Origin of the sequence: Streptomyces sp. NPDC088725, assembly GCF_044751305.1 — a bacterium.
GTDB lineage: Bacteria > Actinomycetota > Actinomycetes > Streptomycetales > Streptomycetaceae > Streptomyces.
In genome coordinates, this window is the sequence record NZ_JBIVLO010000005.1 from 250434 (window position 1) to 270947 (window position 20514).

General features: G+C 71.6%; 19 protein-coding genes. 10 read left to right on the forward strand and 9 right to left on the reverse strand.

The features are described 5' to 3' along the window. Nucleotides 1-204: 204 nt before the first annotated feature. The 3 genes from ACIP6N_RS14520 to ACIP6N_RS14530 all read right to left on the reverse strand — a co-directional run bounded on the left by ACIP6N_RS14520 (nucleotide 205) and on the right by ACIP6N_RS14530 (nucleotide 3464). Complete coding sequence (locus ACIP6N_RS14520; RefSeq protein ID WP_401815610.1) at nucleotides 205-1794, reverse strand: transporter; 1590 nt, start codon at nucleotides 1792-1794, stop codon at nucleotides 205-207. Continuing rightward, entirely contained in the window at nucleotides 1791-2606 is an 816-nt protein-coding gene (locus tag ACIP6N_RS14525; RefSeq protein WP_401816203.1) for an ABC transporter ATP-binding protein, read from the reverse strand. The genes ACIP6N_RS14520 and ACIP6N_RS14525 overlap by 4 nt, the downstream gene beginning before the upstream one ends. Nucleotides 2607-2777: 171 nt before the next feature. Continuing rightward, the gene (locus ACIP6N_RS14530) at nucleotides 2778-3464 is read right to left on the reverse strand and encodes a bifunctional DNA primase/polymerase (protein WP_401815611.1); all 687 of its coding nucleotides are present in this window, start codon (nucleotides 3462-3464) and stop codon (nucleotides 2778-2780) included. 317 nt (nucleotides 3465-3781) lie between these two features. On the opposite strand from ACIP6N_RS14530, the gene ACIP6N_RS14535 reads away from it, so the two are divergent. Then, complete coding sequence (locus tag ACIP6N_RS14535) at nucleotides 3782-5167, forward strand: transcriptional regulator (RefSeq protein ID WP_401815613.1); 1386 nt, start codon at nucleotides 3782-3784, stop codon at nucleotides 5165-5167. A gap of 261 nt (nucleotides 5168-5428) precedes the next feature. Beyond that, complete coding sequence (locus ACIP6N_RS14540; protein WP_401815614.1) at nucleotides 5429-7066, forward strand: hypothetical protein; 1638 nt, start codon at nucleotides 5429-5431, stop codon at nucleotides 7064-7066. A 124-nt stretch (nucleotides 7067-7190) separates the two neighbouring features. Here ACIP6N_RS14540 and ACIP6N_RS14545 read toward each other — a convergent pair whose 3' ends face one another. After that, nucleotides 7191-8504 (reverse strand): ABC transporter substrate-binding protein, encoded by a 1314-nt coding sequence (locus tag ACIP6N_RS14545; protein ID WP_401815616.1) that lies wholly within the window; start codon nucleotides 8502-8504, stop codon nucleotides 7191-7193. 174 nt (nucleotides 8505-8678) lie between these two features. On the opposite strand from ACIP6N_RS14545, the gene ACIP6N_RS14550 reads away from it, so the two are divergent. After that, on the forward strand, nucleotides 8679-9125 hold the full coding sequence (locus ACIP6N_RS14550; RefSeq protein WP_401816205.1) for a hypothetical protein: 447 nt from the start codon (nucleotides 8679-8681) through the stop codon (nucleotides 9123-9125). A gap of 25 nt (nucleotides 9126-9150) precedes the next feature. Beyond that, a complete protein-coding gene (gene purU, locus ACIP6N_RS14555) occupies nucleotides 9151-10026 on the forward strand; it encodes a formyltetrahydrofolate deformylase (RefSeq protein WP_401815618.1) in 876 nt (291 codons plus the stop codon). A 22-nt stretch (nucleotides 10027-10048) separates the two neighbouring features. Here the strand turns inward: purU and ACIP6N_RS14560 are convergent, their stop codons facing one another. The 3 genes from ACIP6N_RS14560 to ACIP6N_RS14570 form a co-directional block, all read right to left on the reverse strand. After that, the gene (locus tag ACIP6N_RS14560; protein ID WP_401816207.1) at nucleotides 10049-10624 is read right to left on the reverse strand and encodes a DinB family protein; all 576 of its coding nucleotides are present in this window, start codon (nucleotides 10622-10624) and stop codon (nucleotides 10049-10051) included. Between the two features lie 246 nt (nucleotides 10625-10870). After that, a complete protein-coding gene (locus ACIP6N_RS14565) occupies nucleotides 10871-12496 on the reverse strand; it encodes a maleylpyruvate isomerase N-terminal domain-containing protein (RefSeq protein ID WP_401815619.1) in 1626 nt (541 codons plus the stop codon). Next, complete coding sequence (locus ACIP6N_RS14570) at nucleotides 12493-13083, reverse strand: sigma-70 family RNA polymerase sigma factor (RefSeq protein ID WP_401815621.1); 591 nt, start codon at nucleotides 13081-13083, stop codon at nucleotides 12493-12495. The genes ACIP6N_RS14565 and ACIP6N_RS14570 overlap by 4 nt, the downstream gene beginning before the upstream one ends. Nucleotides 13084-13338: 255 nt before the next feature. Here ACIP6N_RS14570 and ACIP6N_RS14575 point away from each other — a divergent pair, with 255 nt between their 5' ends. The 3 genes from ACIP6N_RS14575 (at nucleotide 13339) to ACIP6N_RS14585 (ending at nucleotide 15381) form a co-directional block, all read left to right on the forward strand. After that, entirely contained in the window at nucleotides 13339-13713 is a 375-nt protein-coding gene (locus tag ACIP6N_RS14575; RefSeq protein ID WP_401815623.1) for an STAS domain-containing protein, read from the forward strand. Nucleotides 13714-13771: 58 nt separating this feature from the next. Continuing rightward, a complete protein-coding gene (locus tag ACIP6N_RS14580) occupies nucleotides 13772-14296 on the forward strand; it encodes an EF-hand domain-containing protein (protein ID WP_401815625.1) in 525 nt (174 codons plus the stop codon). A gap of 527 nt (nucleotides 14297-14823) precedes the next feature. Beyond that, nucleotides 14824-15381: an ATP-binding protein gene (locus ACIP6N_RS14585; RefSeq protein ID WP_401815627.1), complete on the forward strand. Its 558-nt coding sequence runs from the start codon at nucleotides 14824-14826 to the stop codon at nucleotides 15379-15381. Here the strand turns inward: ACIP6N_RS14585 and ACIP6N_RS14590 are convergent. Then, nucleotides 15345-16331 (reverse strand): GlxA family transcriptional regulator, encoded by a 987-nt coding sequence (locus ACIP6N_RS14590; protein ID WP_401815629.1) that lies wholly within the window; start codon nucleotides 16329-16331, stop codon nucleotides 15345-15347. The two genes, ACIP6N_RS14585 and ACIP6N_RS14590, sit on opposite strands and share 37 nt — an antisense overlap. Nucleotides 16332-16518: 187 nt before the next feature. Here ACIP6N_RS14590 and ACIP6N_RS14595 point away from each other — a divergent pair, with 187 nt between their 5' ends. Both ACIP6N_RS14595 and ACIP6N_RS14600 read left to right on the forward strand, forming a co-directional pair. Beyond that, on the forward strand, nucleotides 16519-17841 hold the full coding sequence (locus ACIP6N_RS14595; protein ID WP_401815630.1) for an MFS transporter: 1323 nt from the start codon (nucleotides 16519-16521) through the stop codon (nucleotides 17839-17841). A 22-nt stretch (nucleotides 17842-17863) separates the two neighbouring features. After that, nucleotides 17864-18385, forward strand: a complete 522-nt coding sequence (locus ACIP6N_RS14600; protein ID WP_401815632.1) for an SRPBCC family protein — start codon at nucleotides 17864-17866, stop codon at nucleotides 18383-18385. An 11-nt stretch (nucleotides 18386-18396) separates the two neighbouring features. Here ACIP6N_RS14600 and ACIP6N_RS14605 read toward each other — a convergent pair whose 3' ends face one another. Continuing rightward, the gene (locus ACIP6N_RS14605; protein ID WP_401815634.1) at nucleotides 18397-19551 is read right to left on the reverse strand and encodes a flavin-containing monooxygenase; all 1155 of its coding nucleotides are present in this window, start codon (nucleotides 19549-19551) and stop codon (nucleotides 18397-18399) included. Between the two features lie 136 nt (nucleotides 19552-19687). Between ACIP6N_RS14605 and ACIP6N_RS14610 the strand changes: the two genes are divergently transcribed. Beyond that, on the forward strand, nucleotides 19688-20284 hold the full coding sequence (locus tag ACIP6N_RS14610) for a GNAT family N-acetyltransferase (protein ID WP_401815636.1): 597 nt from the start codon (nucleotides 19688-19690) through the stop codon (nucleotides 20282-20284). Nucleotides 20285-20514 lie beyond the last annotated feature (230 nt).

The following is a 20514-nucleotide window of genomic DNA, read 5'->3' on the forward strand; positions in this document are numbered from 1 at the left end:
CAACACCCCCGCCCCGCGCCGGACGGCGACCCCGCGCCGGACGGCGACCGCGCGCCGGACGGCGACCGCGCGCCGGACGGCGACCCCGCGCCACCGAACCCCCCCCACGCCGGACGGCGACCCGTACGGAACCCGGCGACGACCGCCACGCACAACAGCCCCCCCGCCCCCGCCGGACAGCCGCCCCCGCCGGACGGCGACACGTCACCCCCTGCTGACCGCCACCAAGATCTCCGGCAGCCGCGAGGCAACCCGCGGCGCCGCCACCCGCAGCCCCGCCCACGTGATCAGCGCCCCGTACGCGGCGCCCAACGGCAGCAGCACCCACGTCGCGCTCGCCGCCCCCGACAGGTGGAGCCAGAGCGTCAGCGCCAGCACCGGCGCGCACAGCACCGCCGCGCCGAACATGCCGCCGAACATGGAGATCAGGGCCAGGCCCGTCTGCCCCGGGGCCACGTTCTTGTTGCCGGTCTGCGGGACCGAGTACGGGAACCGCGCCGACGCCACCGCGCCCACCGCCAGCATCGCGCCCAGCAGGGCGAAGGAGAGCCCGAGCGTTTCGGGCAGCGCGTGCCAGTCGTGCAGCACGGCCGCCGTGAGGAGCGTGACGAGGGTCGCGTACGGCAAGGTGACCACGAGCAGCGCGAACGCCCGCGCGCGCAGTTCCAGGTAGGCGTCGCGCGGCGAGGAGATCGTCAGGGCGACCATCCAGAACGCCGACGTGTCCTGGCCGAACTGGTTGTACATCTGGACGCCGAGCAGGCCTGCGGCGAAGCACGCGAAGTAGATCGAGCCCGACCCCTGGATCGCGTTGAGCAGCGGCAGGATCAGGCCGACGGCCAGTGACGTCACCCACGCCGCCTTCGTCTTCGGGTCGCGCCACACGTACCGCAGGCTGCGCTGCATCACCGTGCCCGTGCGTCCCTCGGGCAGCAGTCGGCTCAGGCCCTGGGACGACTCCTTGCGGGTGGGCCCGGACGCGGCCAGCGTCGAGCCGTCCGGGGCGGTCATCAGCTTCACCAGCATGCGCTGCCAGGCGTACAGCAGAGCGGCCAGCGCGGCGGCGGAGAGCAGCAGTTGGACGGCGGCCCGCCCGTACGCGCCCTCGCTCGCCGACGACACCGCGCCGATCGCGGAGGCGGGTGGCAGCCACCGTACGACGTTCCCCGCCGGGTCCAGCGCGGAGAGGCCGCCCGCGCTGTTGAGGCGCTGCGCGCCGAGGTTGACGACCTGGGCGCCCACGGCGATCACCAGGCCGCTCAGTACGGCGAGGTCGCGGCCCTTGCGGGAGGTCAGCAGCCGGACGTTGGCCGTCGCGACGGCCCGCGCCAGGGCCAGGCAGAGCGTGAGGGCCAGCGGGACGGCGAGGACCGCGAGGACCACGCCCGCCGCGCCGTGCGCCACCGCGACCGCCGCGCCGACGATCACGCAGAGCGTGAACACCGGCCCGATGCCGACCAGGGACGCCACGAGCAGCGCGACGACCAGCGGGCGCGGCCGCAGCGGGAGCATCACGAGCCGGGTGGGGTCCAGCGTCTCGTCGCCGCCGGGGAAGAACAGCGGCATGAACGCCCAGCCCACCGCGAGTACGGCGATCAGCAGCACGAGCAGCGAGGCCGCGTGATCGGTGCCGCGCAGCAGGATCAGCCCGAGGAGCAGCAGGGCCGCGAGGAGTATGGAGACCACGGCCGACACGACGTACACGGCGGTCCTGCCCGACGACTGCCGCAGTCCGTTGCGCAGGAGCGAGAGCTTCAGCCGTACGAAGACGGAGGTGAGCGCGGCTGTGTTCACCGGGCGCCGCCCAGCCAGTTCAGGGATGCGCCGGTGTCGCGCCCCTGCGCGCCGACGAGTTCGAGGAAGGCGCTCTGGAGGGACGGCGCGTCGCCGCGCACCTGCGCGAGAGTGCCCTGTGCGCGGACGCGGCCCCCGGCCATCACGGCGACCCAGTCGCACAGCGACTCGACCAGCTCCATCACATGGCTGGAGAAGACGACGGTCGCGCCCGAGCCGGTGTAGCGCTCCAGGACACCGCGGATGGTCTGGGCGGAGACCGGGTCGACCCCTTCGAACGGCTCGTCCAGGAAAAGGACTTCGGGGTTGTGCAGCAGGGCCGCGGCGAGGCCGATCTTCTTGCGCATACCGGTGGAGTAGTCGACGACCAGTTTGTGCTGCGCGCCGGCGAGACCCAGTACGTCGAGGAGCTGCGTGGCCCGCTGGTCGACCTCGGCGCCGGGCAGGCCGCGCAGGCGGCCGGTGTAGCCGAGGAGTTCGCGCCCGGAGAGCCGTTCGAAGAGCCGCAGTCCTTCGGGCAGGACACCGATCCGCGCTTTGACTCCGGCGGGGTCGCGCCAGACGTCGTGTCCCGCGACCTCCACGCGCCCCTGGTCGGGCCGCAGCAGGCCGGTGACCATGGAGAGGGTCGTGGTCTTGCCCGCGCCGTTCGGCCCGACCAGGCCCACGAACTGGCCTGCGGGCAGTTCCAGATCGATGCCGGCGACGGCGATCTGCTCGCCGAAGCGCTTCCACAGCCCTTCGACGCGGACGGCGGGCGCCGCCGTCCCCGTGACGCCGCGCCCGGCCGGTGTCTCCTCGGCCGGTGTCATCTTGGCCGGTGTCTCTCCGGCCGGTGTCTCATTCCGCGCCTGGTCCGGCATGGCCCGCCGCCTTTCAGTGCTGCCCCTATCGGCCTACAGGGGCACCACCCTAGGCCGAGGCACGGACAGCGGGGACGGGGTTTCCGGCGGTTTCGCAACGGGCCCCGGCCAGGGCGGGGTTCAGGCCCGGCGGGCCCGGCGAGCGGCAGCTTCCTGGCCGCAGGCGTAGGTCAGCGGGCTGATCAGCTCTTCGACGTCGGGCAGCCAGCGGTTCGCGACGGTCGGCCTGCGGGCCCACTGCACGGCGCCGCAGCCGCCGACGCGGGTCGGCGGGGCGGCGACGTAATGGCCCTCGCCGCGTGTGATCAGGTCGATCGACTCGGGCGACCAGCCCAGCCTCCGCACGAGGTCACCCACCTTCTGCGCGGCGCCGGGCAGGACGAAGAACAGCATCCGCCGGTCCGGGGTGCAGGTGACGGGACCGATGGCGAGCCTCATGCGTTCCATCCTGGCGAGGGCCAGGAAGCCGGCCGACTCCGCTACGTCGAGGGCGTCGAACGTGCGCCCCGTCGGCAGCAGTACGGAGGCCTTGGGGTGCTTCGACCACAGCCTGCGCGCCCCTGCTGCGCTCCCCGTGGCCTGTGCCGCCCAGTCGGCGCGTGCGGCGTGCGCCCCCGGGAGGGCGCAGTCGGACTGGCCGCATGAGCACATTTCCGTACCTTCGGCCGCCTCCAGCCAGGTGCCGGGGAACACGTCCCAGTGGCGCTCTTCCGCGTACCGCACCGCGCTGTCCAGCAGCAGGTCGCCCCGCTGCTTCGGGATCTGTGCGGCGCCCGTGACTCCGATGGTCTCTTCCACGCACAGCACAACTCCCGCCGCCACCGCGGGTTACGGGCGGCCGGGCGCCGCGCCCCCCGGAGCACCGATTCCGTTTGCGGGCGCATGGAGGCATGGGCGGGGGCGCGCGGGAAGGAGCGGGCCGGTGGGCGGGTAGCCAAGGGCGGGGGCGGCGAACGAGCCTCCCTCTGACCACATATGGGCTTCTTGGGGGTGTTTCATGATTGAAAGTGATCATGTTTCCCGAGGTCTATCGAAAATCTACGACATCGCCGAACACACGCATTCTCTCGATCTGTGCCGGGCAGTGATCGAAGAGCTGATCACTGCGACACCAGGGGGTATTCATGGCAGCCAGACCTCTCGTCGCGCGCCAGCCGAACGAACGGCTCCAAGCGCTCATCCAGGAAGCCGGGTGTTCGAACGCCGGCCTGGCCCGACGGGTCAACATGGTGGGGTCCGAGCGCGGGCTCGACCTCCGTTACGACAAGACGTCCGTAGCACGCTGGCTGCGCGGGCAGCAGCCGCGCGGTCGCGCCCCGGGCATCATCGCCGAGGCGCTGGGCCGCAAGCTCGGCCGTACGGTCACGATCGACGAAACGGGGATGGCGAACGGGAAGAATCTGGCCTCGGGCGTCGGGCTCCAGTTCTCGCCCACCGTCCTCGGCGCGATAGAGCAGGTCTGTGAGCTGTGGCGGAGCGATGTCGGCCGCCGGGACTTCCTCTCGGGCTCGACGGTCGCGTCCTCGGCGCTCGTGGAGCCCAGCAGGGACTGGCTGATCACGGGCGCGGACGGCACGGTCGCACGGACCACGGGCGCCCGGGTGGGGGAGTCGGACGTCGCGGCGGTACGCGCGATGACGCAGGCGCTCACCGACCTCGACCACCGCTTCGGCAGCGGCCATGTCAGACCGGTGCTCGTCCATTATCTGAACAGCGTGGTGTCGGGCCTGCTTTCGGGGGCGTACCGCGAATCGGTCGGCCGCGCGCTCTTCGGCGCGGTCGCGCGGCTCACGGAGCTGGCCGGGTACATGGCCATCGACACGGGACAGCCGGGCCTCGCCCAGCGGTACTACATCCAGGCGCTGCGGCTCGCCCAGGCGTCGGGGGACCGCGGCTACGGCGGTTACGTACTGGCCGCGTCCATGAGCCATCTCGCCGCGCAGCTCGGAAACCCGCGGGAGATCGCCCAGTTGGCGCGGGCGGCGCAGGAGGGGGCGCGCGGCTTCGCGACCCTGCGCGCGCAGGCCATGTTCTACGCGGCGGAGGCGCGCGGCCATGCGCTGATGGGTGACCTCCATGCCTGCCAGGCGGTCGCGGGCCGCGCGCTCACCGCCCTGGAGCATGCGGGGGACACGAGCGGTGACGACCCGGACTGGATCGCGCATTTCGACCATGCCTATCTGTCCGACGAGTTGGCGCACTGTTACCGCGACCTCGGCGAACCGGAAGCGGCGGCCCGGCATGCCACGGCCTCGCTGGAGGGTCATCCGGAGTCCCGGGTCAGGCGCCGTGCGATCGGACTCGTCCTGCTCGCCTCGGCCCAGATCCAGCAGCGCGAGGTGGAAGAGGCGTGCCGGACGGGCACGCGCGCGACAGAGCTGCTGGGCACGCTGCGTTCCAGCCGCGGGGCGGAGTATCTGGACGATCTGCAACACCGGCTCGAACCGTACGAGAACGAGCCCGCGGTACGGGAGTTCACCGCGCGGCTGGATCTCCAGGCGGCGGCCTGAGCAGCGCACCGACCTGGGCGCTGAGGTGGGCGCCGGCGCGGGCGCTGAAGTGCGCGGGGACGTATGCCGGGAGGTGTGACAGGAGGGTGCCCGAGGGGGTGCGGCCGGGGGTGCGGCGGCCGGGGCTGACTCGTGCTCAATAACAGCGCCTTGAGGAGGCTTGGTGTCACTGGGGCGACGTGCGTGGCAGAGGCCGGGATTCACCCGGTAGCGTGAACCGACGATTCCGATGGTCCACACGTTCCACACGTAGGAGTCCTGGTGACGCACAGCGGACAAGGGGATGAGCCGCAGCACCCCGCCGCTCGGCCCGCGCATGAAGGCGTCGTGCTGCCCGGCGACGGCAGCGAGCCCTGGATTCCCGGCTCCGCGCCGGAACCTGCCGGGCCGTCCGGCGGTCAGTCGTGGGGGCAGCCCTGGGGCCCGGAAGGCGGCCAACAGGGCTCCGAGCAGGGACAGTCGGGGCGGCACGGAGGCGGTCGGCATGGCGCGCCGCAGCCGTACAGCGCGCCGGAGCTTCCCTCGTACGGTGACGGCGCGCGGTACGGCGAGAGCGGCCAGTACGGCGAGAGCGGCCAGTACGGCGAGGGCGCGCAGTACGGCCAGAGCGGCCAGTACGGCGACGGCGCCCAGTACGGCGGAGGCGGTTCGTACGGCTACCCGCAGGGGTACCACGGCGGGCAGCCGGCCGCCGTCGAACCGCCCTCCCAGCCCCACTCGTTGCCGCTGCCCGCGGAGTCGCAGGCGCCGGGCAGCGCGGACGCGACGCAGTACCTGCCGCCCGTGCCCGGAACGGGGATGCCGCCCGCCATGGGCGACGCGGACGCGACGCAGTACATAGCCCCCGTACCCGGCGGCCCGGGACCCGGCATGCTCCCGCCCGAACACGGCGCGGACGCCTACCAGTTCCACGGCGGGGCGGGCCACGGCGGGCCAGGTCGGACCGGGCCGGGCCAGGGATCCGACGCGGACGCGACGCAGTACATCGCGCCCGTCCCCGCGCACGAGGGCCCGTCAGGGGCTCAGGACAACCAGTACGCGATGCGGCAGGAGACCTCCGAGGAGCGCCAGCCGCCGCCCGAGTTCGACAATCTCTTCCGCCCCAGCAGTCCGGGCCAGAGCGACCAGGGCGCCGGCTCCACGCAGCAGATGCCCGCGTTCCAGCCGCCTCCCTCGCCCCCGTACGGTCAGCGGCCCCCCGCCCCCCACCAGCAGCGGCAGGCCGCGTACGACCCGCACGGGCAGGACCCGCAGGGCCGGAGCGCCGGGCGCCGCAAGTCGTCCCGTGCCCCGGTGATCGTGCTCGGCGTCGTCGCCATCGCCGCCATCGGGCTCGGTGCGGGCGCGCTCATGAGCGGCGGCGGCGACAAGGAGGACGACAGCGCGCCGGTGGCGTCGGAGAGTTCGCCGGGAGCACAGCCGTCCGCGCAGCCCGGTGAGGATCCGGCGAAGCCGCAGGCCGTATCGCTCGACAAGTTGCTGGAGGACAGCAACAACAGCCGTGCCGCCGTCATCGGCGCGGTCAACAGCATCAAGTCGTGCGACAACCTGGACAAGGCGGCGAGCGATCTGCACGACGCGGCCGAGCAGCGCAGGGACCTGGTCAGCCGGCTGAAGGACCTGACCCTCGACAAGCTGCCCGACAGCGCGGAGCTGTCGTCGTCGCTCACGGAAGCCTGGCAGGCTTCCGCCTCCGCGGACGACCACTACGCCCAGTGGGCCAAGCAGGCCAAGAGCGGCAAGGTCTGCAAGGGCGGTCACCCGCGCAGAACCAAGGCGGCCGCGGAAGGCGACAAGGCGAGCGGCGACGCCACGGCGGCGAAGAACAAGGCGTCGAAGCTGTGGAACGGCATCGCCACGAAGTACGAGCTGACGGAGAGGTCTTCCCAGCAGTTGTAGCGGCCCGAGCCGGACCACCGTCACGGGCCGCTCGACCACGTTGCCGGAACGGCGGAGTGCCCCCAGGAACCACCCTGAGGGCACTCTGCCGCGCGACGCGCCGCGCTCCGGCGGCGCCTTGCGGTCAGGACTTGGTGGCGCTGTTCCCCAAGGTGGCGCCCACGTCCGTGAATCCCTTGGTCTGCGCCACCAGGCGGCCGCCGCGCACCACCTGGAACGTCACGTCCCGGTTGACGATGCGCGGGAAGCCCGGCGCGCCCAGCATGTCCTCGTAGCGCCAGCGCAGGGGCGGTGTCAGGCCGCCCGTGTTCACGGTGACGCCCCGGTCGAGCGTGTCCGTGATCTTGCCGGCGGTGATCTCGTCGTCGTTGACCGACTCGATGATCTGCTTGAGGGCGGTGTACGCGATCCAGGTGGTCTGCACGCCCGGGCTCGCCGGATCGATGTCGTTGTCGGCGAAGGCGTAGGTGTCGATCACCTTGCGCATCGGCTGCCACGCGGGGTCGCCGGACTCCGGGTACCAGCCGGTGATGTACGCGCCCTCGAAGGGGCCGCCCTTGCCGCCCGTGCGGTCGATGAGGGGCTGGTCGACGCTGCCGACCACCGAGGAGATCCTGATGTCGCCGCCGGCGGGGGCGCCGGGGTTCTCGGGCAGTCGCCGGTAGGAGTCGAAGAAGGTCTCGGTGCGGTCCTTGAGGTGGGCCGCGACGCAGCCGATGCCCTCGGCGCCCGCAACGTGCTCGCGCGCCTCCTCGGCCTGTTTGGTGTAGTCGGTCGCGTTCTCGGGTGCCCGGATGTCGGCGGTCGGCCGCCGGTGGCCCTGCGCGAGGCCGGAGTCGAGCAGGTCGGGGAAGTCGTCGCCGCCGATGGTGTCCGGCCGTACCAGCGCGGTCCGCTCGCAACTGTGGGCGAGCTGCCTGCCGTTGCCCGCGAGCAGCGCCGCCTGGCCGCCGTTCACCGGATACGAGACGAAAGAGCTGAACTCCTCGTCGGAGATACCGAAACCGCCCAGGTACGGGATGGCCGCGGCCTCCAGCGGCGCGATGAACTGCTGGCCGTACTGGCTGTACGAGCCGACGACCGCGTCCACGTCCGCCTTGACCGCCTCACGCGCGCAGGTCGCGGCGCCACCGGGGGTGTTGTGCTCGTTGCAGGTCAGGACGCGCAGCTTGTGGCCGCCCAGGCCGCCGGTGGCGTTGACCCAGCCGGCGAACGCCTTGGCCATGGCGGGGGTGCCCGGCATGTTCGTGGAGCTCGTGCCGACCGGCGCCCACGTCATGACCGTGACGGTGTCCTTGCCGTGTCCCGGGCCGCCGGGGACGACACCGCAGCCGCTGACCAGCGCGACTCCGGCGGTGGTCGCGCACAGGGCGCGGACGGTGGCAGTCCGGAAGACCGACCGGACAAGATCTGAGGGGGCGTGTCGCCAACCAGTCATAGCCACACACACTGCCGTCCTTCGGGTAACAACGGACTCGGCGCCTTGTAACCGAGTGTGACGGCAAGGTGAATTGCAGGGGGCCCGAGCCGCACTCGCGGTGAGACCGTACGATCAATCACCGTGCAGCAAGGTTCCGAGAACTCTTCCCGTCGTGCCCGTCGCTCCCCCACCATGGGCGGCATGCCGCTCAACGACATGCCGTGGTGGCGCTGGCGCAGCAATGTGCGCTCGGCGCTGCACATGCTTTCCGATCCCGTCTTCCACCAGGAGTACTGGCTCGCCGGCCGCGAGGGGTACGGCGATGTCACCGACGCCGTGTACCGGCTGGTCGAGGACACCTGGCTGGACAATTGGTCCGCCGAGAAATACGTCGGCACGATATTCAGGGACTCCGGCGAGGCCGCTCTCGTCGACGTGGCCGTCCTGCGGGTGCTGCGCATCATGCACCAGGTCGGCGCGGACGCCCCCGTTTCCGCCTATCTGGAGCATCACGGCTGGCCGGAGGCCGTACGGGCCGCCCGCGAGGCGCACGTACGGATGGCGGCGAGCGACGGGGACGACCCGGACGAGGTGCCGCGCTCGCTGGATGTGCTGCGCATCATGACGCGTACGGCGTGAACGTGGTGTGGGATCCTCTGGGGTCATGAACACAGCCGCGCCCGACGCCTCGTCCGAGCAGTACGTCCTCACGCTGTCCTGCCCGGACAAACAGGGCATCGTGCACGCGGTGTCCAGTTATCTGTTCATCACCGGCTGCAATATCGAGGACAGTCAGCAGTTCGGCGACCGAGACACAGGTCTGTTCTTCATGCGGGTGCACTTCTCCGCGGAGCGGCCCGTCACGGTGGAGAAGCTGCGCGCGAGCTTCACGGCCGTCGGTGACGCCTTCGCGATGGACTGGGAGCTGCACCGCGCCGAGGAGCGGATGCGGGTCGTGCTGATGGTCAGCAAGTTCGGCCACTGCCTGAACGATCTGCTCTTCCGCTCCAGGATCGGCGCGCTGCCGGTGGACATCGCGGCGGTCGTCTCGAACCACAAGGACTTCGCCGAGCTGACCGCCTCGTACGGTGTCCCCTTCCACCACATCCCGGTGACGAAGGACACGAAGGCGGCGGCGGAGGCGCGGTTGCTGGAACTGGTCCGGGCCGAGCGCGTCGATCTGGTGGTGCTCGCGCGCTACATGCAGGTGGTCTCCGACGACCTGTGCAAGCAGCTGAACGGCAGGATCATCAATATCCACCACTCGTTCCTGCCGAGCTTCAAGGGCGCGAGGCCGTACCACCAGGCGCACGCGCGCGGGGTGAAGCTGATCGGCGCGACGGCCCATTACGTGACGGCCGAACTCGACGAGGGCCCGATCATCGAGCAGGAGGTCGAGCGCGTCGGCCACGAGGTCACGCCGGACCAACTCGTCGCGATCGGCCGGGACGTGGAGTGCCGGGCGCTGGCGCGTGCGGTCAAATGGCACGCGGAGCACCGCATCCTGCTCAACGGACACCGCACCGTGGTCTTCGCCTGACACCGGCGCCGGGCGGCGCGGCTCAGGTCGCCTTCCGGCCGTCGATCGACTCGCGCAGGATGTCCGCGTGTCCGGCGTGCTGCGCCGTCTCGGCGATGACGTGCGTGAGCACCCGGCGCACGCTGCGTACCTCTCCCTGCTTGTGCCAGGGGGCCTCCGGGAGCGGGTGTGTGGCCGACAGGTCGGGTACGGAGGCGATGATCTCCGCGCTCCTGGCGGCGACCTGCTCGTAGCGCGCGAGGATCCCCGCCAGCGTCTCGCCGGGCAGCATCCGGAAGTCGTTCTGGCGGTCGATCGCCCACTGCGGGACCTCGCGCGCGGTACCGGCCCCGAGATCGGCCCAGGTCACGCCGCTGGGCAGGTCGTAGTTCAGGGCGGACGGGCCGTCGACGGCGAAACGCAGCCAGCCCTCCTCGATGGACGCGACGTGCTTGATCAGCCCGCCCAGGCTCAGCTCGCTGACGGTCGGACGCTCGCCGGCCTGCTCGTCGCCGAGCCCGCGTGCCGCGTTGGTCAGGGCGGATCGCGCGGCCGCGAGCGCGTCGAGCAGGTCGGCCCGCTCGGGATCGAGGGGTGAGGACGGGGTGGTGGCGGGCATGGTGATCGGGGCCTTTCGGTCGTTGTCGTCCTCGTTCTTGCTGTCCGGGATCAGGACCGGGTACCCGGACGGGCATGCGGCCAACAGTGGCAGGAGTGGCGGCCGGGTTCTGTCCGCCACTCGGTGACCGTGGAGTCATGCCGGGGGTCCCAGCGGCGGTCACGATCGACGGGGTGATCGACACGACGGCCGGCCCGGCGACCGGCGGCCGTGCGGGGCAACGGAGTTGAGGTCGGCGGGAGGACATCAGAGGCGGCTCATCGCCGCCGCCGCGAACAGCACGTCCCTGATCGCCTCGCGGTCGCCGTCCTGCCCGGCCACCGCGTCCTCCGGCGAGACGTGCCCCGCCACCAGCTGGCAGAACTCCACTCCGTCCAGTGCCAATTGGGCCACGGCCCGGTCGGGGGAACCGGCCGCCGCCGGGTCGTCGAGCGCGATGTACCAGTCGCCGCCGCCAGGTCCCTCGATCTCCAGCCGCAGCGACCGGCCGGGCCGGCCCGGTTCCACCGGTTCGCGTACCGGTGCGGCCAGTCCGGCCTGACGGCGCCCCGCGAGAGCCGACGGCAGTGTCTGCGCGGCCAGGTCGATCATCTGGTGCAGATGGGCGCTGGCCGGCGGGCGGTACGGGTAGTGCACCGCCTTCGCGATGTCCGCGCCGTGGATCCAGCACTCGAAGGCCCGGTCCAGCAGCGCGTGGCGCAGCGGCAGGGCGAAACCTCCGTAGGAAACGGGCAGTTCGGCCGTACTGGGGCTCGCGAACGAGACCGTGCGGACGAGGGTGTGGCTCTGCTCGCGCCAGGGTTCACGAACGGTTCCGGTCGCCGGCAGGGCCGCCGCGCGCCAGAAGCTCTCCGTACGTCCGGCCGGCCCGGCCGGGGCCTGTGCGCCGAGCGGATCGTCCAGGCCGAGCGCTGCCGAGACCAGGCCGTCGACGATCATCAGATGCCCGACGACCCCGGCGACCGTGGTCTTGCGCGAGGTCATCTTCTCGTTCTCGAACCACTTGAGCCGTACCGGCGTGTGCCACTCCGCGTCGCCCATGTCGCGCAGCAGCGCGTCGAGCCGCGCCGTCTCCGCGTCGTACGGGTTCGCCCACTCGGGTACGGCGATGCGGGCGGGCCTGCGGCTGAGGCAGTTGTCGAGCACCCGCGAGCGCAGCAGCGGATCGAGGTCCAGGGTGTGGTCGGCGTGCAGCAGCCCGACGGCGTCGCGCAGCCGCTGGGCCTCCTCCGCGCAGGGCGCGCACTCGGTGAGGTGGTCCTCGACGAACACGGACTCCTCGGCGGAGCAGGCCGCGAGCGCCCAGGCGCCGAGGAGCGACTTGAGCACCTTGTGCGAGGGCGGTAACGGCGCGGGCGGTACGTGTCCGGCATCCGCCCAGGGGCCGTACGCGAGCGGTCGCGGCCGCATGGCGGCGGGCCCGGAGGTCTCGACGGCCCGGTCGGCGGGGTAGTGGTCGTCCGGCCGCGCGCCGGGACCGTCCGGAGAGTCCGGCGCGTCCGGCCCGTCGTCCGGCGCGTCCGGCTCATCGGACCAGGCAGGCACATCGGAGCAGGCAGGCCCGTCGCTCGGCGCGTCCAACTCGCCGGCCCCGTCCCGCTCATCGGTACCGACCCACTCGTCGGGCACCTCCAACTCACCCGCCCCATGAGGCTCGTCCGGATCGCCCGGCCACTCGGGGGCCGCCGCCCCGCCCCGTTCCTCCGTGTCCTGCGCGTCGCGCGGGTGCGGCTCCGGCAGCCGGTCGAGGTGCGGCGGCGGATCCATGTCGTCCCCGGCCGGCCTCGGAGCCGGTATGAGAGGGAAGCCGCGCGGCCGGCCCGACCGGTCCTCCGCGCCGCCCCCGCCACCGCCGTCGGACGGGCCTGTCATACGGACCGTCCACTTCCGGACGGCGAAGAGCCCTCCAGCGCTTGGGTGTTGGCCGTAGCCAGCAGTTGCAGGCCCAGACGGAGCCTCCGGCGGGCCTCGTCCTCCGTGACGCCCAGGTCCTCCGCAGCCTGCCGGTAGTCGCGGCGGTCGTGGTACGCCAGTTGGAGGGCGGCGCGCAGCGGGGCCGGCATGGACGTGACGATGTAGTCGGCGCGCGCCACCGCCGAGGCTCTGCGCACCTTCCGCTCCAGCTCCCGCGCCTCCTCCTCGGTACCCGCGCCGTCCGCCGCGTACGCCGCCGCCTCGGCCTCGCGGAACCGCCGTACGGCATGGAGCCCGGTGAGCTTCGCCACCCAGGCCCGCATCGTGCCCTGCGCGGGGTCGTACTCCTCGGGGTGTTCCCAGATGTGGCCGAAGACCTCGCGGGTGGTGCGGTCCGCGGCGGCGTCGTTCTCGAAGACGCGGTTGGCGATGCTGTGCACCAGCGACGCGTAGCGGTCGTACAGCTCACCGAGCGCGGCCGACTCGCCCCGCGCGAGCCGCTGCTGCATCCTGCGGTCCCAGCGAAGCGGAGTGTCTTCTCTCATGCGCACCCCACCCTTGTCGCCCTGTGCCTGACTCGAATGTAGTGGGCTGTCCCGTCAACGCACGCCCCTTTGCGCCAAGTGCGCCCCCGCGCCGGCCAGTCATGTTGTGGAGTACGTCACGGTAAAGAGTCCGTATGGTGAGGAAGACGTGACCGTTCTCTCCATGCGTTTCGCGCGGGGGCGGTCGGGCAGCGGCGAAGAGGGAGGGCGACTTTCCGGTCGCCTTCAGAACGGCACGAGGGAAGGCCGAGACGAGTGACGCTCAAGGTGGACGAGGCCGAGGACGGTTCGTGGACCGTCCTGTGCATCACGGGTGAACTGGACATCATGACCTCGCCCGAGGTGCGCCAGCGGGTCCATGACGCGGTCGCGGCCGGCCACCGCGAGCTGGTGCTCGACCTCTCCGGAGTGTTCTTCTGCGACTCCAGCGGGGTCGGTGTGCTGATCGCCGCGCGCCGCCTGCTGCGTTCCTGCCAGGGCCGGCTGCACCTCATCCTGCCGGCGGGCGGAGCCGAGGAGGGCTCGCACGTCAACCGCGTACTCGCCGCTCTCGGTGTGCGCCGTCTGTTCGAGATCTATCCCGATGTCCCCACGGCCGTTGACGAAGCCTGCCGGCCGCTGTCCGCTTAGCACGCGTATCCGGTTCGACCGGGCACACGGCGGCGCCGCATCGTCGTACCCTCCCGACATGGACAGTGCAGAGTACGAGGGCAAGATCGCATCCCGGTTCGCGGCCTTCGATCAGGACGGCAACGGCTATATCGACCGCGAGGACTTCAGCGGTGCGGCGGCGGCGCTGCTCGCCGAATTCGGCACCACGGCACGCTCCGACAAGGGGCAGGCGCTCTACAGCGGAGCCGAGGCGTTCTGGCAGGGCATGGCGGGCATCGCCGACGTGGACGGCGACCAGCGGGTCAGCAGGCAGGAATTCATCACGGGCGCGGCGAAGCGGCTGCGTGACAGTCCCCAGCGGTTCGCGGAGATCGCGAGGCCGTTCCTGCACGCGGTGATCGGCATCGCGGGTGAGGACGGCGGCGGTGTGACCACGGCGGCGGCCGAACGCGCCCTGCGGGTGCTCGGTACGGACCCTGAGGTGGCGACCCGGGCGGCCGGGCTGCTGGACGGCGACGGCGACGGAATGATCTCCGAGGAAGAGATCCTGACCGCGTTCGCGGCGTACTACGTCACCCCCGAACCGCAAGAAGCACCCTGACCGGACAACGGAGGTAGCGCTTCGACCGGACGACGGAGAAGCGCTCAGACCGGACAACTGGTGCCTGTGACACGGATGTTGCGGGTGCCCGAGAAGCCTTGGCCCTGACCCTTCGGAGGGTCACGGAGTGTGGCGAACGGGCGGTCCCCGGGTCGATACCGGGTTGTGTCCTCAGGACAGGCCGTCACGGGCCGGAGTCGTGCGACGACTCCGGTACGCTCCGTCATGTGCGAGATGTCGTGAGATGCGAAGGTCATGGAGCTGCCGGTGCGGTGGCCCCGGGAGTCCGAACGCGTCCCGCTCGTACGGGACAAAGGTGTGAGAAGCGCCCATGTTCGGGTCTCCGCGGCGCGCGTCGCACAGTATGCGGCACGTACGCGCCCCCGCGCTGGAATATGCCGGAAGCGCTTGTGGCGGTGACTGTACGTCAATCATGCTGTCTCGTAAGGGAATCACGTTCCGTGACCCCGCCGGGGTCCCTGTCGAGGTGCGAGGCGATGTGCCCGCCGGTTCGGATGGTGTGAGCGGTGCAGGTGCTTCAAGTTCAACTGAACGTCGGTGCGGACCCCGCGGAAGTGGGGCGCGCCCGCCGGTGGGCCCGTTCGCGGCTGGCCGGTTCGGGCATACAGGATGGCGAGCCGGTCGCCGAGACGCTGATCCTGCTCATCTCCGAGCTGGTGACCAACGCCGTGGTGCACACGGGTGCTCCCGCCGTGCTCCGGATGCTCTTCGGCTCGGGCGAGGCCGAGGCGGGCACGGTACGGGTCGAGGTCGCGGACGCCAGTACGCGCCCGCCGAAACCGCGCCAGGCGCGGGACGCGGAGACCAACGGGCGCGGTCTGGAGCTGGTCGAAGGGCTGGCCGACCGGTGGGGCTGGCAGCCGGAGGGCGCGGGCAAGCGGATCTGGTGCGAGGTGGACCGGTGCGCGCCGGCGCCGAAGTCGGCGACGGCCTCGGCGTCCGGATCGGCTTCCGTGCCGGGAGCGACCCCGGCGCACGAGTCACGCGCGTGTGTCCGCACACAGCTCGTGGACACCTTCTGCCGCCGTCACCCCTCGGCCCCGGCGCGGAACGTACGCCGGTAGACCGTCGGCGACACGCCGAGTACGGACTGAAGGTGCTGGCGCATCGACTGCGCCGTGCCGAACCCGGCGTCGCGCGCCACCCGGTCGACCGGCAGGTCCGTCGACTCCAGGAGCTGTCGGGCCCGTTCGACCCGCTGGTGCGTCAGCCACCGTCCGGGACTGATCCCGACCTCCTCCCGGAACCGGCGGGTGAACGTCCGTACGGACATGGCCTCCTGGTCCGCCAGGTCGCGGAGCTGGATCGGTTCGTGCAGGCGCCCGAGGGCCCAGCTGCGCGCGGCGCTCGTGGTCGCCAACTGCGTCTCGGGGAGCGGCCGTTCGATGTACTGCGCCTGACCCCCGTCACGATGGGGCGGGACGACCGTATGGCGTGCCACGTCGTTGGCGACGGCGGTGCCGTGGTCGCGGCGCAGGATGTGCAGGCAGAGGTCGATCCCGGCGGCCACCCCGGCCGAGGTCAGCACGTCGCCGTCGTCGATGAACAGCACGTCGGCGTCGACATCGACCCGCGGGAACAGCGCCTGGAAGTGCGCCGCGGAGGACCAGTGGGTGGTGGCGGGCCGGCCGTCCAGAAGACCGGCCGCGGCCAGTACGTAACTGCCGGTGCAGATGGAGACCAGGCGCGCGCCGGTCCGTATCCGGGAGAAGGCGGCGGCCAGTTCGTCCGTGAGCCGGCCCTCGGAGCGGACGGGGCCGAGTGCGTACGAGGAGGGCACGATCACGGTGTCGGCGGTGGCGAGCGCTTCCGGGCCGTGCTCGACGAGGATCGCGAAGTCGGCGTCGGTGCGCACCGGCCCCGGCTCAGTGGCCGTGCAGGTGATCACGTCGTACAGCGGCTCACCGGCGGGATCCCGGGGGCGGCCGAAGATCCGCTGGGGTATGCCGAGTTCGAAGGGGATCACGCCGTCGAGGGCGAGTACGACGACACGGTGCGGGTGCTCTTTCCGCATGGTCTTCACTCCAGTTCCGGTGCCCCGGTGAAGCGGGAGGCCGAGGGCCGACGAGACGGTACCGGCCTGCGCCATGAAGGCGCGGCGATCACGACGGAGACCGTGACCCCCGGGAACATCACCGCGCTGGCCCGATCATAGTGAATGCTGGCCTTCCGGCCACTCGTATGGAGCGCCGCGCCCGCCGATGCTGGCTGGTGTGACCCAGACAACCGATCTCTCCGCTGCCCAGCGCCCCCGCACGCCGCGCACTCCGCGGCGGCGCGCGCCCGGGCGTATCCACCGGGCGTGGTTCGTCGCGATCGTCACGTTCGTGACGATCGTCGGCGCCGCCGCCTTCGCCTCGCTGCCCGGACTGCTGATCGACCCGTTGCACGCCGAGTTCGACTGGTCGCGCGGCACGATCGGCTTCGCGGTCTCGGTCAACCTGGCGCTGTACGGGCTGACCGCGCCGTTCGCCGCGGCGCTGATGGACCGGTTCGGCATCCGCCGCGTGGTCGCCGTCGCGCTCACGCTGATAGCCGTCGGCGCCGTACTGACCGTATTCATGACGGCGTCCTGGCAACTCGTCCTGTACTGGGGCGTGTTGGTCGGCCTCGGCAGTGGCTCGATGGCGCTGGCCCTCGCCGCGACCGTCACCAACCGCTGGTTCGTCGCGCGGCGCGGTCTGGTCACCGGCATCCTGACGGCGGCGGGCGCCTCCGGCCAGCTCATCTTCCTGCCGCTGCTGTCCGGGCTGGTGGAGCACCACGGCTGGCGCCCCGCCTCGGTCACGGTCGGTCTCGCCGCGCTGACGGTGGTCCCGTTCGTCTGGCTGCTGATGCGCGACCACCCGGCGGACGTGGGCCTCCCGGCTTACGGGGCAGAGGAGTTGAAGCCCAAGCCGGCACCGGTGACGGGGGCGGCCAGGCGCGCGCTGACGGTGCTTCTCTCGGCTGCGCGCACCGGTCCCTTCTGGCTGCTCGCCGGTACGTTCGCGATCTGCGGAGCCTCCACCAACGGCCTGGTCAAAACCCACTTCGTACCGGCGGCCCACGACCACGGCATGCCCATCACGGCCGCCGCCTCGCTGCTCGCGGTGATCGGCTTCTTCGACGTGGTGGGAACCGTCGCCTCCGGCTGGTTCACCGACCGCTTCGACGCCCGGCGGCTGCTCGCGGTCTACTACGCGCTGCGCGGTGTCTCGCTGATCTTCCTGCCGGTGCTGCTCGCGCCGAGCGTCCATCCGCCGATGCTGTTCTTCATCGTCTTCTACGGCCTCGACTGGGTCGCCACCGTTCCGCCGACGATCGCGCTGTGCCGCGAGTACTACGGCGAGGACAGCCCGATCGTCTTCGGCTGGGTCTTCGCCTCCCACCAAGTGGGCGCGGCGGCGGTCGCGTTCGTGGGAGGGGTGGTCCGGGACGTCTTCGGCTCGTACGACGTGGTCTGGTACGCCTCGGGCGCGCTGTGCGCGATGGCGGCGCTGATGGCGCTGGTGATCAGGCGGCGGGCACCGATGACTTTGTGACGCGGGACCGGTCTACCGGGGCATGAGTGATAAAGACGGAGTCACCGATGCCCGCGCCGAGGTCGAACTGCTCGTCGACGTACCGGCGGACAAGCTCTGGGCGGCGATCACCGATCTGGAGCGGATCGGCGAGTGGAGCCCGGAGTGCGCGTACGCGCGCTGGCACGACGGCTGGAGCGGGCCCGTGCCGGGCGCGCGGTTCACGGCACGGAACGAATTCCCCGACGGGCTCATCACCCACGTCGAGTGTCTGGTGACCGCGGCGGAGCCGACGCGCTCGTTCGGCTGGAAGGTCTACCTGCACGACCCCGGGACCGACGACTGGTTCGCCGCCTGGCACTACGACCTGCTGCCTGCCCCTGGTCCCGAACAGACGCTGGTACGCCAGTCGTTCGCGCACGGACCGGGCGACAGCGGCCTGCGCAAGGCCGTGCGCTCGAACCCGGACGAGGCCACGGCGATCGTGCGCGGGCGGCTGGACCAGCTGCGGGACAACATGTCGCGGACCGTCGAGGCGATGGTCCGCGACATCCGGAGTACGTGAGGAGCTGAACGTCAGCGCGACAGCGCCCTGCCTATACGGTGCGCGTCCTTCGCCATCTCGCGGAACATCCCGCTGATCGGGTTCGTGAAGCCCGTGAAGTAGAGCCCGGGAGCCTTCTTCGGCGTACGACCGCCGTGCACCACCGGGCGGCCCCGCTCGTCGAGCACATCGGCGGCGAGGTCGCCCAACAGGCCTTCCAGGGAACGGCTGTAGCCGGTCGCCGCGATCACCACGTCTGCGCCGATCCGCTCGCCGCCCGCAAGCACGATCTTGTTGTCCTCGAAGGACTCGACCGCCGGCACCGGCTCCACGGTCCCGTCCCGCACGGCCTTGAGCAGACCCACGTCCTGTACGGGGATCGCGCCCTCGCGCACCCGGGAGTAGAGACCCGTGTCGGGGCGCGGCAGGCCGCTCTCCGCCAGGTCGGGCGTGGCCGCCCTGGCCATCAGCGCGGCCGCCTTGTCGACCAGCCGGGTCGGCAGGTGGCGTACGAGGATGCCCGTCGACTGCGCGGACCAGCCGAGCGTGGAGCGCCGCACGATGTGCGGGACGGTGCGGATCGCGAGGCGCACCCGCGAGGCGCCGCCCTCCGCGAGGTCCACGGCGATCTCCGCGCCCGTGTTGCCCGCGCCGACGACCAGGACGTCCTTGCCCTTGTACGGACCGGCGTTGCGGTACTCGCTCGCGTGCAGCACCTCACCGCCGAACGTGTCGACGCCCGGCCAGGACGGCGTACGCGGCGTGTGGTTGTGGCCGGTGGCCACCACGACCGCGCGGCCGGTCAGTTGACGGCCGCCGGTCGCACGCAGCAGCCAGCCCGAGCCGTCGGCCGTGCGCTCGACGGAGGTGACCTCCACGCCGGTGACCGTCTCCAACTCATGGAATTCCGCGTACTTCTCCAGGTAGCGGACCACGTTGTCACGGGACACCCAGCGCCCGAAGGAACGCGGCATCGCGAGTCCCGGAAGAGCGGACTTGCGGCGGGTCGTGTGCAGATGGAGCTGGTCGTAGTGGCGCCGCCAAGAAGCCCCGACCGTGGGGTACTTCTCCAATATGACGGCGCGTACGCCCCGTTCGCGGAGTACGGCCGCCACGGCGAGCCCTGCGGGGCCGCCGCCGATCACGTACACGGGACGGTCGTTCGTGGGGGTGTTGTCGCTGGGCACGAGAACTCAGCGTAATCGCCACGCCACTTGTTGGGTCTCGGTCAAGACGGGAATTCGGTTGCGAATCGGTCACGCTCCCGGAGCGCTTTTCCTCACCGCGGTGTTCAGACGAGGATGCGCCCAGTTCAATGAGCGCATGACCGACCTCTCCCTCCCGCCGCAACCGGACGACCTGTGCGGCTACGGCCTGCGCCTGCGCGCCTGGCGCGCGGACGACTCGGGCGACCTGACCGCCATGGTGCGCGGCTCCACCGACCCCGAATTCCTGCGCTGGAACACCCCGTTGGTCCACGTCACGACCGAGGCCGAAGCCGCGCAGGCCATCCGGTCGCGCGCGGAAGGATGGCAGCGCGGCGACAAGGCGCACTTCTGCGTCACCGAGGACGGCACCGTCGTCGGGCACGTGGGACTCGGCCTGCTCGATCTGCGCCTGCGTCACGCACGCGTGGGCTATTGGGTACTGCCGGAGGCCCGCGGCCGCGGGGTCGCCCGCCGCGCCCTGGAACTCTGCACCCGCTGGGCCTTCGAACAAGCGGGCCTGCACCGCATCGACCTGGGCCACGCCCTCGACCACGTCGCCTCGTGCCGGATCGCCGAACGCTGCGGCTACCTCCCCGAAGGCACCTTGCGGGACGGCATGTTCGAGGCAGGCCACCAGGACGCCTTCCGAGACGTACACCTCCACGCCCGCCTCGCCACGGACCCACCACCCACGGGAGTGGCAAGCAACTGAGGCCCGCAGACGCCCAGACACGGTCGGCCCGCAGGCGGAAGCGGGCCGTGAAACCCACCAGCCACCGGAGCGACCGCTCGTCCGCAGGTGGAAGTGGGCCGCAGGGCCCGCCAGCCACCGGAGCGACCGCTCGTCCGCAGGCGGAAGCGGGCCGTGAAACCCACCAGCCACCGGAGCGACCGCTCGTCCGCAGGTGGAAGTGGGCCGCAGGGCCCGCCAGCCACCGGAGC